A 12,852-nucleotide genomic window follows, 5' to 3' on the forward strand; every position below is an offset into this window, starting at 1 on the left:
GACAAAAATTTATTCTTATGAAAAATGTAAAATATATTTTATTACTTTTTTTATCTGCAACAATTTTAAGTTGTAGTGATACTGATAATGAACCACAATATTTATTATCGAATGCAAATATTGCAGGGACTTACGAAGTAAGTAGTTTAACTGGTAACGAAAGCGAAACTGCAACTTCCTCTTCTGGAGCTGTTGTAGATTTAGCTACATCAACAATTGTTGGTGCAAACTTTCAAATTTCTTTTGATATTACAGCAAGCGGAACTTATGAAGTTAGTGGGTTGTTCAGAGAGATAAAAACGACCACACCAAATGGAGGAGCAACCACAACAGACGAAGAGCTTTTAACTATAGATTCAGAAGGTACATATCAAATAAATACTTTAAACAATACCATTAATTTTATTCCAACTACTGGAGATTTTTTAGAAGGTACATTTAATATTGAAACCTTTACCGAGAATATAATAAGTATTACACAAGATAGCGAAACAGCTGAAGGTTCTAATACTATTTATAAAACGCTAAATATAGGTTTTACTAGAAACGAGTAACAAATAACATAAAAAATCAGAAAAGTTATCTGTATAGTTTTTCTGATTTTTAGTTGATTTTAGACAATTATTTTCCGTTAAAAGTATTCATTGTATTTACTAAACCAGCAGTACCAAAAGAAGTAATTACTTTGGCTGATGTTGGTAAACGCTCTATCAATTGGCTTGTTTCTTCTTTATCCCATTCACCAAGTACAAAATCTACTTGCCTTCCTTTAGAGTAATTAGCACCTACACCAAAACGAAATCTAGGGTACTTATTGGTACCTAATTTCTCTTGGATGTCTTTAAGGCCATTGTGACCACCATCACTACCTTTTGCTTTAATTCTAATAGTACCAAAATCGATATTTAAATCATCAGTAACAACTAATATATTATCGATTTCAATTTTTTCTTTTTGCATCCAATATTTAAGTGCTTTACCACTTAAATTCATGTAAGTACTAGGCTTTAGTAGTATAAAAGTTCTGCCTTTAAAACGAAATGTAGCAACATCGCCTAATTTTTCGGTTTCGAAAGTAACATTATGTTCTTCAGCAACTTCATCAACAATTTTAAAACCAATATTATGACGAGTGTTAGTGTATTTGTCGCCAATATTTCCTAAACCAACAATTAAAAACTTTTTCATTAATTCTTCTTTAGTTTCTTTTTTAAAGTTTAATAATTTAAAAAAGAAGTTTTTAAAATTCATTTTACAAAAATAGTATAAGTTCTTGAAATAAGTTAAAGACAAGAAAAAAGCGTTACATTTCTGTAACGCTTTAAATTATATTCTATTTACAGAAATTTATTCTGCAGCTGCTTCAGTTTCTTCTTCTTCATCTTCACCAACAGTTGCGTTACGAGAAGTTCTTACTTGTACAATAACTGTGTTGTCTGGATGCATGAATGTATAATCATCATTAGCTAAAGACGTTACAAATAATTTATTTCCAATTTTTAATTTAGAAATATCTGCTGTTACAAAGTCTGGTAAGTTTACTGGTAAAGCTTTTACTTTTAATTTACGGTTTGTAAAACGTAAAGCACCACCATTTAATACACCAGGAGAAGTACCTGTTAATTTTACAGGAATGTTCATTGTAATTTCTTTATCATCAAATAATTGATAGAAATCGATGTGTAAAATTTTATCAGTTACTGGGTGAAACTGAATGTCTTGTAAAATTGCGCTAATTTTTTGTCCATCAACATTAATACTTGCAGTGTATACATTTGGAGTATAAACCAAGTTTTTAAACGCTTTTTCTTCTGCTGAAAAGTGTATTGGTGTTTCTCCTCCGTATATAACGCAAGGAACCATACCAGCATTACGTAAGGCTTTAGTAGCTACTTTACCCACGCTTTCTCTTTTTGATCCTTTAATTGTAATTGATTTCATTACTTTTTATTAAAAATTTACATTAAAAATTGTCCACTAATTGAAGTGTTATCTTGCACTTTGTGCATAACATTCGCAAATAATGGGGCGCAAGATACTACTTTTATTTTAGATGTAGCCTTTTTTAACGGTATTGTGTCAGAAACAATTAACTCTGTTAAAGCAGAGTTTTCTATTTTTTCATAAGCACCACCAGATAAAATTGGGTGAGTACAAATAGCACGTACGCTTAAAGCTCCTTTTTCTTTCATTAAATTGGCTGCATGAGCTAGTGTTCCTCCTGTATCTATCATGTCATCAATTAAAATAACATTTTTACCTTCTACATCACCAATTAATTCCATATGACCAATTACATTTGCCTTTTTACGTTGTTTGTAACAGATTACTACTTCAGACAATAAGTGTTTAGAATATGCGTAAGCTCTTTTAGAACCTCCCATATCTGGAGAAGCAATTGTTAAGTTGTCTAACTGTAAGCTTTCTATGTAAGGTAGAAATATAGAAGATGCAAATAAATGATCTACTGGTTTTTCGAAGAAACCCTGAATTTGATCTGCGTGTAAATCCATTGTCATAATTCTTGTTGCCCCTGCAGATTCTAAAAGTTTTGCAACTAATTTAGCACCAATTGCAACTCTTGGTTTGTCTTTTCTGTCTTGTCTTGCCCATCCAAAATAAGGCATAACAGCAGTAATATGTCTTGCTGATGCTCTTTTTGCAGCATCTAACATTAGTAACATTTCCATTAAGTTGTCTGCATTCGGAAAAGTAGAACCAATAATAAAAATACGTCTTCCACGAACTGATTCTTCAAAAGCGGGTTGAAATTCTCCATCACTAAAGTGTGTAATGATTACATTTCCTAAATCTGTGTTATATTCCTTTGCGATTTTTTCTGCTAAAACTGTACTTTGTCTACAACCAAATAGCTTTGGTGCAAGTTGACTATTTACCATGAAATAAGATTTTTTGTTGTGTTGTTGTAAGTATACAAAAGTAGATATTATTTGTTGAGTTTGAAATTAATTTTTCTATTTAAAAACTAAAAATATTTAGTAGATTTGCAAACTCATTTTCAAGCTTTGCTCAAGTGGCGGAATTGGTAGACGCGCTGGATTCAAAATCCAGTTCTTTCGAGAGTGTGGGTTCGATTCCCACCTTGAGTACAATAATAAAGGGTTAATTAATTGTTTTTCAATTTTTTAACCTTTTTTTTTTATTTTAAAAAACTCTAAAACAGTACCAGAAATTGTGTTTTTTGTTGTTATTTTCAATTATTTAATTCAAAGATTGTTGTATTTTGGTTAAAAGTTTACAATTATGATTTTAAAGAATATTTTAATAGTTATAAATTGTTTGGGGTATAAACAATTCCCAGACGCTTACGACTTACTTATGTTTGGCCTTGGGTCTTTTATCTTAATTATAATTTTAGGCCTTTACTACAATAGAATTCCAGAAAGTAATAGAATAAAATCTGATCTTCAAAATCCAATTTATCAATCAAAAGATGTTTTATTTCAAGCTAAGCTAAACGAAGCAAATTATTTAGTTCCAGAAAAGAGAACATCAACGGGTATAAGCTTAATGATATGCTTAATAATTGCAGTTGTTATCTTTACACCAGTTTATAAATTATTAGGGACAGGATATTTTTTGTAATTTTATTTTTATTTATTCTAAATAAATACTTATTTTTGTTGCGTGAGTATTTTTACAGACATACAATTTAATATAAAGTTACAGCAAATAACTTTTTGTAATTATCAGTTAATGATAGATGATAAAAGTATGCAACTCACTTTTCCTCAATTATTACAATTACGTAATAAAATTAATGAAATTACTTCTCCAGAAAACCTAGAGCAAATTATTCAAAACGAAAATTTTGTGTTGTTATTTATTGCTGATAGAAAACACTTGGTTTTTTTAGAAATACCTAAATTATTAGACTTACAACAAGAAATTTCTCTTTGTTTTAATAGTTACTAATTTAAGTTCCCTTTTATTTAGATTACTTTTAAATTTAGTTGTTGCAGTAATGCAGCTTTGTATTTGTTGTATCTTTGATTAGAAATACACAATTTATGAAAACAGCAATAAGAAGACAAATGACTATTAATCCTGATGTAATGGATGCTTTAAATGGTCAAATAGCATTAGAAATGCACGCTTCTGCCTCTTATTTAGCAATGGCTTCTTGGTGTGATCAGAGAGAGTTACTAAATAGTAAAGCTTTTTTTTACAAGCAAGCTGAAGAGGAAAGAGCACATGGAATGAAAATTTTCAACTTTATAAACGAAACTGGTGGTGCAGCAATATCACCTTCTATACCAGAAGTTAATAACGATTTTGAAAGTTTAAGAGAAATTTACGAAAAATCTTTAGATCAAGAAATAGCAGTAACACAATCTATTTACAAATGTTTTAAATCTGCAAGAAATGCAGACGATTTTGCATCAGAAGTGTTTTTACAATGGTTTGTAAATGAGCAAATAGAAGAAGAAGATACTGTTAGAAGTATTCTAGATGTATTCGATTTAATGGAAGGTATGCCATTAAAAATGATAGACGAAAGATTGCCTACAGAGTAACATAAGTCTAAAACAAAATAAAAAAGCCAAAACAAATACTTGTTTTGGCTTTTTTATATTAGAGTGTTTTTATTAAAAAAAAATATGAATCGATTTTTGTATCTTTGGTTTATTGCGAAATCGATTAAAATGTATATAGACTTACTAACTTTTTTAAAATTCTTAATAAAACGCAATCCAGAATAAGGCTTCTTTTTGTAAATCCTGCGTATGCAGTAATCTTAAATTAGAAAAGAATAATTATTAACAAAATTTCTGCTATAGTTTATTATCGTTAATAGGTAAAAGCAAGAAATATAAATAATAAAAATATGCCTTTTTATCATAAATTAGGAAAAATTCCACCCAAAAGACACACCCAATTCCGTAAAAAAGACGGTAGTTTATATTACGAACAATTGTTTGGTACCATTGGTTTTGATGGTATGTCTACCAACTCATATCATGAGCACAGACCAACAATGGTCAAAGAAATCAGAAAACAATATTCTGTAAAACCAAAAATAGCCAAAGCAAATAATATTCAATCGTATCGCTTTCGCGGATTTCAAGTTCCGTCAGAAAACGATTATTTACAAAGTAGAAAAATTGTTTTAACAAATTCTGATTGTAATATTATTTTATCAGCACCAAAACAATCAACAAAAGATTATTTTTATAAAAATACAGATGCAGATGAGGTTATTTTTATCCATAAAGGATCAGGAAAACTAAGAACACATCTTGGAAATCTCGATTTTAAATACGGAGATTATTTAGTAATTCCACGTGGAATTATCTACAAATTAGATTTCGATGATGAGAATAACCGTCTTTTTATAGTAGAATCTTACAGTCCAGTTTATACACCAAAACGTTACAGAAACTGGTTTGGTCAATTATTAGAACATGCACCTTTTTGCGAACGAGATTTAAGAAGACCACACGAATTAGAAACCTATAATGAGTTAGGCGAATTTTTAATCAAAGTTAAAAAACAAGGCGAAATTATAGAAATGGTCTATGCTTCTCATCCTTTTGATGTGATTGGTTACGATGGTTATAATTTTCCGTATGCATTTTCAATTCACGATTTTGAGCCAATTACAGGTCGTATTCATCAACCACCTCCTGTGCATCAAACTTTCGAAACCAATGCCTTTGTAATTTGCAGTTTTGTACCTCGTTTATACGATTATCATCCAAATTCAATTCCTGCACCTTATAACCATAGTAATATAGATTCAGATGAGGTTTTATATTATGTAGATGGCGATTTTATGAGCAGAAACGATATTGATCGAGGTCATATTTCCTTGCATCCAGCAGGTATTCCTCATGGTCCACATCCAGGAACCACAGAAAAAAGTATAGGTAAAACAAAAACCGAAGAATTAGCGGTTATGGTAGACACTTTTAAACCTTTAATGGTAACAGAAGAAGCTATGAAAATTGCTGATGAAGATTATTATAAGAGTTGGTTGGAGTAAAAGAATTATTAGAAGCTATTTCCTGCTTTTCGCACTCGCTTTTTTTGTGAAAAACAAAAAAGAGCTCAAACAAATGCTTCAATCAGGGCTAAACTTATTTGCTAACTATTAGCTATAACAAAATACAAAAAACATCAAAAAGATGGCAAAAGATATAAAATCAGTAAATTACGGATTAGAAAAAATATTCGAAGGCGCACAAGATTTCCTTCCATTGCTAGGTACAGATTATGTGGAGTTTTATGTAGGTAATGCAAAACAAGCAGCACATTTTTATAAAACTGCATTTGGTTTTCAGTCACATGCTTATCGTGGATTAGAAACTGGCGCAAAAGATGCTGTGAGTTATGTATTAACGCAAGATAAAATAAAGTTAATGTTAACTACTCCACTAAACAGTAAATCACCTGTAAACGATCATATAGTAAAACATGGAGATGGAGTAAAAGTAGTAGCATTTTGGGTAGAAGATGCAAGGCAAGCTTATAAAGAAACAACCTCTAGAGGCGCAAAATCTTACATGGAGCCCACAGTAGAAACAGATGAACATGGAGAAGTAGTTAGAGCTGGAATTTACACCTATGGAGAAACTGTACACATGTTTGTAGAGCGTAAAAACTACAATGGTGCATTTTTACCAGGTTTTCAAAAATGGGAATCAGATTACAATCCGCCAATTGCTGGTTTAAAATACATAGATCATATGGTTGGTAATGTTGGTTGGAATCAAATGGATGTTTGGGTAAAATGGTATGAAGATGTTATGGGGTTCGAAAACTTTTTGTCTTTTGATGACAAACAAATCCATACAGAATATTCAGCATTAATGAGTAAAGTAATGTCTAATGGAAATGGACGCATCAAATTCCCAATAAACGAACCAGCAGAAGGAAAAAAACGTTCTCAAATAGAAGAATATTTAGATTTTTACGAAGGTGCAGGTGTACAGCATATTGCAGTAGCAACAGATAATATTATAAAAACAGTAACTCAATTACGTTCTAATGGAATCGAATTTTTGTCAACTCCACCAGAAGAATATTACAAAGCTGTTCCAGGAAGATTAGAGGAGTTTAGCCATGAATTAAGAGAAGATATTGAAAAATTAAAAAGTTTGGGTATTATGATAGATGCAGATGAAGAAGGTTATTTATTACAAATTTTTACAAAGCCAATAGAAGACAGGCCTACATTGTTTTTTGAAATTATTCAAAGAATGGGAGCCAAAGGTTTTGGAGCAGGAAACTTTAAAGCTTTGTTTGAATCTATAGAAAGAGAACAAGCAAAAAGAGGAACTTTGTAGTTTTTTTGTTAAATTAGCTAAATCATTAAATTTTTTTTACTATTTTTCGTAATTCATTGAATATATTTTAATAAAAAACGAAAAAATATGAAAAAAATTACATTTTTAATTTTAATGTTGTCAGCATTTTCAGGATTTGCTCAATTTCCTGAAACTTTTGATAAAGAGTTACCTACATCTTGGGCAGTTTTTCTTGGAGATAATGGCTTAGGTGCTACAAGAACTTGGGAGTATAGTACTTACGAATATATGCTTGTGCTTTGGGATGAGGATACTAATGGAGGTACAGCAGAAAACTGGTTGGTTACACCCAAATTTAATGTTAGTTCAAGTAATTCAGTTTTAACATTTCTATTAACTGATTTAAATGAAGGAGAATATGGTTCTGATATATCAGTAAGAGTATCAACTAAAGAAAGTCAGACAACTATTTCAGATTTTACCACAAAAACAACTATTTTAGAAAGTGATATAATAACTGCAAGTGTATTTCAAAATTTCAGCGTAGATTTATCTGAATATATTGGTTCTGATGTTTATGTTGCTTTTGTTATGACTAATAATAATGGAGATGCATGGGTTTTAGATACTGTAGATTTAGTGCCAAATGCTACTGCTCCAAATCCGGTAATTACACCAATGCCAGCTAATAAAGCAGTAGATATTTCAATAGATGCTACAGATGGTTCAGATGATGATACTGATCCAGATAATAGAGTAGATTTTAGTTGGTTGGCTGCAACAACAGGAGATGCTGCTACTTCATATGATGTGTATTTAGGAGACGCTTCAGATGCATTATCTTTATTAGGATCAACAGGTAATTTAAGTGTTGGTATTACAGGTATGGCATATTCAACCACTTATTATTGGAAAATTGTTGCTAAAAATGTTGGAGGTGAGGCAGTAGGTTCTGAAACTTGGAGCTTTACTACAGAGAGTAACCCTGCACTATCAATAGAAACTAATGAGTTGAAAAATGTTAGTATTTTTCCAAATCCTACAAAAGGTTTTATCAATATAAAATCTGATGAAAAACCAACTAAAGTTACAATTTATAATCTTTTAGGTAAAAAGGTTACAACTATTAATAAAAGTGAACTCAAAGAAGATGTTGTTGATATTTCAAATTTATCAAAAGGAATTTATTTGATGAAAATATTAATAGAAAATACTACAAAAACTATTAAAATTATTAAAGAATAGTTCTGTTACTTTTTAAAATAGAAGTTAATGAATTTTAGAAATTAAATTAAAGAAACAAGGTTTTGAAAAAAATCTTGTTTCTTTGTTTTTACTTAGATTTTATTAAAATGAAAAGAGACGAAATTTTAAAAGCAATAGAAGAAAAATACGAAAAATTAGGTGTTCCTGTAGATGCTATGTTAGAGGGTTTACTTCATAGTACACCAATAACTTATTGGGATTATATTCAGACAGATGCATTGTTGGGCTTACAAACTCCAAGAACAAATCAGCCAGATGAAATGGTGTTTATTATGTATCATCAAGTAAATGAATTGTTGTTTAAAATGATTTTGTGGGAAATTGAGCAAGTTGCGAAACCAATTGAAATATCCACAGAAAAATTCTCAATGCATTTAAATAGAGTCAGTCGTTATTTTGATATGCTTTGTAACTCTTTTAATGTAATGACAGAAGGTATGGAAAGAGAGCAATATCTTAAATTTAGAAATACATTAACGCCTGCAAGTGGTTTTCAATCAGCTCAATATCGTAAAATTGAATTTGCATCAACAGAGCTTATTAATTTAATTGATGCGAATTACAGAGAAACCATCAATAGGCATTCTTCGTTTAGAAATGCTTATAATCATTTGTATTGGCAAGCAGCAGGTAAAAATTATACTACAGGTCAAAAATCAACTTTATTAAACCTTTTTGAGAAGAAATATAAAGGAGAATTCATTGATTTTATGGAAGATTATAATGATATAAACCTTTCATTAAAATTTAAACAATTGCCTATAGAAGATCAACAAAATGAAGCTTTAGTAAAAGCAATGCGTCATTACGATTATACTGTAAATGTAAAATGGGTAATGGCTCATTATAATGCTGCAAGTAAATATATTGGTGGTAGCGATTCTGAATTAAAAGCTACTGGAGGCAGCAATTGGCGTAAATATATGCATCCAAAATATCAAAGAAGAATTTTTTATCCGTATTTATGGAGTAAAGAAGAATTAGAAAATTGGGGAACATTTTAAATCGAAAAACAATATTTTTATTTGAAAATTTTAGATTGATGGATTTTATAATATGTGAATATTATTTCCAATTTTTTGTGTATCAGTAATCTAAATAAATAGTTAAAAAGGTGTTTACAAATTGTTAGTGAATCACTTTTTTTAATTTTGGAACGGTAATTGTCATTACTTTTTTATATGTTTGATTTATATGAAAAAGTATATTCTTTTATTATTCGTTTTATTTTTTACCACAATAACTTTTTGTCAAGAAAAACCTGTTGCCTTTAAAAGTGGAGAATGGTTGCGTTATAAAATGAGCTACAGTGGTTTTCTAAGAGCGGGGTCAGCAATTTTAGAAGTAGAAGAAAAAGAATTTAATGGTAAAAAAGTATTTCATACCAAAGGTACAGGTTGGACTTCTGGAATGATTAAATGGTTTTTTGAAGTAGATGATAAGTACGAATCTTTTTTTGATAAAGATTCTGTTAAACCCTATTTATTTAAAAGAAAAATTGATGAGGGTGGTTATAAAAAACACAGAATAACTGCTTTTAATTACGATTATAATACTGCTTATATTCAGGATTTTTCTTTGCAAAAAGATACTACAGTTGCATTTTCTAAAGTACAAGATATGCTGTCTTCGTTTTATTATTTAAGAAATAAAGACGTATCAAAATTAAAAAATGGAGATGAAATTAAATTGGATATGTTTATGGATTCTCAAATTTATCCTTTTAAGTTACGTTTTTTAGGTCGTGAGGTTTTAAAAACTAAGTTTGGTAAAGTAAAAACATTAATTTTTAGGCCTTTAGTGCAATCAGGTAGGGTTTTTAAAGCTCAAGAAAGTGTAACGATTTGGATTACTGATGATTTTAATAAAATACCTATTAAAATGAAAGCAGATTTAGCTGTGGGATCTTTAAGAGCAGAATTAGAACAATATAAAGGTTTAGCCAATGATTTTGGAAAATAGAATTAGAAAATCTACCTCTTTTTAATAAGCAAACCATTCTTTTTCCATTTTCTTTTTTCTCTTTTTGTCATTTCTAATTCAATAATTGTATTGTCAAAAGATCCTGTGTAAAATGTATTTGCTTCAAGTTTTGTGCTGTTACCATCTAAAGTGTAGAAATAAGGATTTATATAGGAATATAAATGTGTTCTATTTTTTAAATTTTCGTCTTTTCTTTTGTTAAAGTCATAATTCAAGATTTTTTTATCTAAATAATAAATTGATAATCTAACTTGACTGTTTTCAGCAGAATCATAAGAACCTGCTAGTGCAATAGGTGTAGAAGGATAAACGATATCTCCCACATTTACCATAATACTATTTTCTTTTAAAACACTATAAGTAGCTATAGTTCCATCTTTATGTTCTATTTTAATAGAATTGGATTTAGATTTATAGCCATATTTTTTTGTATTATCTGATTTTTCTTCATCAGAAACACTAAGAACTACACCTTTTCTTATAGCTAAAACAGTATCATTAAGTTTTGTTAAGAATTGCCATGGTTTCCAGTTTTTAGGTGCTGAATTCCCGAATTTTTTCCCTAAAAAATTAAGATTACGTACTTTAACTTTTTCGCCTTTTTTAAAAGGTAAAATATACTTAAAAGTTTCTTCTGGTTCAGATTTTACATCACCATAAAATATTTTAGATCTATAAGAAAAATTAATGTTTTCATCACTATTTAAGGGGTTTAGCGTGTAAATTTGACCACCATAACCTTTTAAAGTTTTCTTTATTACACTTGCAGAAGCATTTTCTAAGTTCGTAAAAGTTAAAATTATTAAAACACTTCCAGGAACATCAGAAGAATAATTAAATGTAATGGATTTGTCATCGTTTCTTTTGTAACTAATACTTTGAGAAAAAATAAAGTTATAACATAAAAAACAAAGGAAAGTAAGATATATTTTTTTTGATTTCATTTTTAGTAATTTTTTTACTAAAGTAATAAAAATCGTTTTCGGAAGTTATTCTTTTAGATTAAAAAGGAATCATTTTTATTTGTACTTTTGATTCTTATCTAAAACAGCATATTTTTCTTGAAAAAAGTATTCATCCTTTTCGCCCTTATTATATCATTTTTATCTTGTAAAAAAGAAGAAGTAAAACCAGTTGTAATTGTAAAAGAAGAACCAAAACCAGTTATTAAATTTGGTTATAATGTAGATGATTATAAAGTGATTCATGATACCATTAAAAGTGGAGAAAGTTTTGGGATAATTTTAGACAGGCATCATGTAATGTATCCTAAAATTAACCAAATTGCAGCTGTTGTAAAAGACACTTTTGATGTAAGAAGAGTGCGTGCAGGCAAACCTTACACAATTTTAGCAAGCAAAGATTCTACAGAAAAAGCACAGGTATTTATTTATAAGCACGATAAAATAAACGCTACAATTTTAGATTTTAAAGATTCGTTAATTACTGCAAAACAATACCAAAAACCAATTAAAATAGTAGAAAAAGTAGCAAATGGTGTAATCAGTGCTAATTTTACGTATTCTATGGATAGTTTAGGTTTAAAACCAAATTTAACTTATAAAGTTGCAGATATTTACGCTTGGACCTTAGATTTTTTAAGATTACAAAAAGGCGATAAGTTTAAAATAGTTTACGAAGAAAAATTTATAGACGATTCTACTTTTGCTGGCTATGGTAAAGTAAAATCAGCGGTTTTTAATCACAATGGAAGAGATTTATACGCTTTTCGATTCTTGGCAGATTCTACATTAAACATTCACGAATATTATGATGAAAATGCAAAGATGTTAAGAAGTCAGTTTTTAAAATCTCCTATAAAGTTTCAATACAGAATATCATCAAGATATAACTTAAGAAGAAGAATTGCTTATTATGGTAATAAAATAAAACCACACAGAGGTACAGATTTTGCTGCAAAAATAGGTACACCAATTATAGCTACAGCAAGTGGTACTGTTGTAGAATCTACAAGAAGAGGTGGTAATGGAAAATTTGTAAAAATTAAACACAACAGCACTTATTCTACTCAGTATTTACACATGAGTAATCAAGCAGTAAAAAAAGGGCAATATGTAAAACAAGGTGATGTTATTGGTTATGTAGGTATGACAGGTAATACTGGAGGTCCACACGTTTGCTATCGTTTCTGGAAATATGGTAAACAAGTAGATCCGTTAAGAGAAAAATTACCAGCAGCAGAACCAATGAAAAAAGAGGTGAAACCAGCCTTTTTTGATTACATAAAAATGTTAAAATATCAATTAGATTATAAAAGGGTTCCTGTACAAGAACCAGAAGTAGTTAAAGAAATAATAGCACAAAATTAAAA

The 12,852-nt window shown here is 29.4% G+C and carries 14 protein-coding genes and 1 tRNA gene; 11 read left to right on the forward strand and 4 right to left on the reverse strand.

The window, feature by feature from the left end:
- Positions 1-17: 17 nt before the first annotated feature.
- A complete protein-coding gene (locus tag KO506_RS09430; protein WP_215994652.1) occupies positions 18-554 on the forward strand; it encodes a hypothetical protein in 537 nt (178 codons plus the stop codon).
- A 67-nt stretch (positions 555-621) separates the two neighbouring features.
- Here KO506_RS09430 and pth read toward each other — a convergent pair whose 3' ends face one another.
- The 3 genes from pth to KO506_RS09445 all read right to left on the reverse strand — a co-directional run bounded on the left by pth (position 622) and on the right by KO506_RS09445 (position 2,900).
- Positions 622-1,251: an aminoacyl-tRNA hydrolase gene (gene pth / locus KO506_RS09435; protein WP_215994653.1), complete on the reverse strand. Its 630-nt coding sequence runs from the start codon at positions 1,249-1,251 to the stop codon at positions 622-624.
- 96 nt (positions 1,252-1,347) lie between these two features.
- Positions 1,348-1,941: a 50S ribosomal protein L25/general stress protein Ctc gene (locus KO506_RS09440; protein ID WP_215994654.1), complete on the reverse strand. Its 594-nt coding sequence runs from the start codon at positions 1,939-1,941 to the stop codon at positions 1,348-1,350.
- A gap of 17 nt (positions 1,942-1,958) precedes the next feature.
- The gene (locus KO506_RS09445; protein WP_215994655.1) at positions 1,959-2,900 is read right to left on the reverse strand and encodes a ribose-phosphate pyrophosphokinase; all 942 of its coding nucleotides are present in this window, start codon (positions 2,898-2,900) and stop codon (positions 1,959-1,961) included.
- 128 nt (positions 2,901-3,028) lie between these two features.
- Here KO506_RS09445 and KO506_RS09450 point away from each other — a divergent pair.
- The 9 genes from KO506_RS09450 to KO506_RS09490 all read left to right on the forward strand — a co-directional run bounded on the left by KO506_RS09450 (position 3,029) and on the right by KO506_RS09490 (position 10,499).
- A tRNA-Leu gene (locus tag KO506_RS09450) sits at positions 3,029-3,110 on the forward strand.
- Between the two features lie 154 nt (positions 3,111-3,264).
- On the forward strand, positions 3,265-3,606 hold the full coding sequence (locus tag KO506_RS09455) for a hypothetical protein (protein WP_215994656.1): 342 nt from the start codon (positions 3,265-3,267) through the stop codon (positions 3,604-3,606).
- A 111-nt stretch (positions 3,607-3,717) separates the two neighbouring features.
- Complete coding sequence (locus tag KO506_RS09460; protein ID WP_252726829.1) at positions 3,718-3,936, forward strand: hypothetical protein; 219 nt, start codon at positions 3,718-3,720, stop codon at positions 3,934-3,936.
- Between the two features lie 95 nt (positions 3,937-4,031).
- On the forward strand, positions 4,032-4,538 hold the full coding sequence (locus tag KO506_RS09465) for a ferritin (RefSeq protein WP_215994658.1): 507 nt from the start codon (positions 4,032-4,034) through the stop codon (positions 4,536-4,538).
- A gap of 311 nt (positions 4,539-4,849) precedes the next feature.
- Complete coding sequence (locus KO506_RS09470; protein ID WP_215994659.1) at positions 4,850-6,007, forward strand: homogentisate 1,2-dioxygenase; 1,158 nt, start codon at positions 4,850-4,852, stop codon at positions 6,005-6,007.
- Between the two features lie 142 nt (positions 6,008-6,149).
- Positions 6,150-7,310: a 4-hydroxyphenylpyruvate dioxygenase gene (gene hppD, locus KO506_RS09475; RefSeq protein ID WP_215994660.1), complete on the forward strand. Its 1,161-nt coding sequence runs from the start codon at positions 6,150-6,152 to the stop codon at positions 7,308-7,310.
- Between the two features lie 87 nt (positions 7,311-7,397).
- The gene (locus KO506_RS09480; protein WP_215994661.1) at positions 7,398-8,516 is read left to right on the forward strand and encodes a T9SS-dependent choice-of-anchor J family protein; all 1,119 of its coding nucleotides are present in this window, start codon (positions 7,398-7,400) and stop codon (positions 8,514-8,516) included.
- A gap of 107 nt (positions 8,517-8,623) precedes the next feature.
- Positions 8,624-9,541, forward strand: coding sequence for a tryptophan 2,3-dioxygenase family protein (locus KO506_RS09485; protein WP_215994662.1), 918 nt, complete (start codon positions 8,624-8,626; stop codon positions 9,539-9,541).
- A gap of 190 nt (positions 9,542-9,731) precedes the next feature.
- On the forward strand, positions 9,732-10,499 hold the full coding sequence (locus tag KO506_RS09490; RefSeq protein ID WP_215994663.1) for a DUF3108 domain-containing protein: 768 nt from the start codon (positions 9,732-9,734) through the stop codon (positions 10,497-10,499).
- 11 nt (positions 10,500-10,510) lie between these two features.
- Here KO506_RS09490 and KO506_RS09495 read toward each other — a convergent pair whose 3' ends face one another.
- Positions 10,511-11,464, reverse strand: a complete 954-nt coding sequence (locus tag KO506_RS09495) for a M23 family metallopeptidase (protein ID WP_215994664.1) — start codon at positions 11,462-11,464, stop codon at positions 10,511-10,513.
- A gap of 117 nt (positions 11,465-11,581) precedes the next feature.
- Here KO506_RS09495 and KO506_RS09500 point away from each other — a divergent pair, with 117 nt between their 5' ends.
- Positions 11,582-12,850 (forward strand): peptidoglycan DD-metalloendopeptidase family protein, encoded by a 1,269-nt coding sequence (locus KO506_RS09500; RefSeq protein WP_215994665.1) that lies wholly within the window; start codon positions 11,582-11,584, stop codon positions 12,848-12,850.
- The last annotated feature ends 2 nt before the right edge of the window (positions 12,851-12,852 follow it).

Origin of the sequence: Polaribacter vadi, from assembly GCF_018861005.1 — a bacterium.
In the GTDB taxonomy this organism is placed as follows: Bacteria; Bacteroidota; Bacteroidia; order Flavobacteriales; family Flavobacteriaceae; genus Polaribacter; species Polaribacter vadi_A.

Coding starts and splice junctions, on each gene's coding strand:
- KO506_RS09445 (WP_215994655.1), bottom strand. CDS start 2,900: ATGGTAAATAGTCAACTTGCACCAAAGCTATTTGGTTGTAGACAAAGT.
- KO506_RS09495 (WP_215994664.1), bottom strand. CDS start 11,464: ATGAAATCAAAAAAAATATATCTTACTTTCCTTTGTTTTTTATGTTAT.
- KO506_RS09480 (WP_215994661.1), top strand. CDS start 7,398: ATGAAAAAAATTACATTTTTAATTTTAATGTTGTCAGCATTTTCAGGA.
- KO506_RS09455 (WP_215994656.1), top strand. CDS start 3,265: ATGATTTTAAAGAATATTTTAATAGTTATAAATTGTTTGGGGTATAAA.
- KO506_RS09465 (WP_215994658.1), top strand. CDS start 4,032: ATGAAAACAGCAATAAGAAGACAAATGACTATTAATCCTGATGTAATG.
- KO506_RS09490 (WP_215994663.1), top strand. CDS start 9,732: ATGAAAAAGTATATTCTTTTATTATTCGTTTTATTTTTTACCACAATA.
- KO506_RS09485 (WP_215994662.1), top strand. CDS start 8,624: ATGAAAAGAGACGAAATTTTAAAAGCAATAGAAGAAAAATACGAAAAA.
- KO506_RS09470 (WP_215994659.1), top strand. CDS start 4,850: ATGCCTTTTTATCATAAATTAGGAAAAATTCCACCCAAAAGACACACC.
- KO506_RS09440 (WP_215994654.1), bottom strand. CDS start 1,941: ATGAAATCAATTACAATTAAAGGATCAAAAAGAGAAAGCGTGGGTAAA.
- hppD (WP_215994660.1), top strand. CDS start 6,150: ATGGCAAAAGATATAAAATCAGTAAATTACGGATTAGAAAAAATATTC.
- pth (WP_215994653.1), bottom strand. CDS start 1,251: ATGAATTTTAAAAACTTCTTTTTTAAATTATTAAACTTTAAAAAAGAA.
- KO506_RS09460 (WP_252726829.1), top strand. CDS start 3,718: ATGATAGATGATAAAAGTATGCAACTCACTTTTCCTCAATTATTACAA.
- KO506_RS09430 (WP_215994652.1), top strand. CDS start 18: ATGAAAAATGTAAAATATATTTTATTACTTTTTTTATCTGCAACAATT.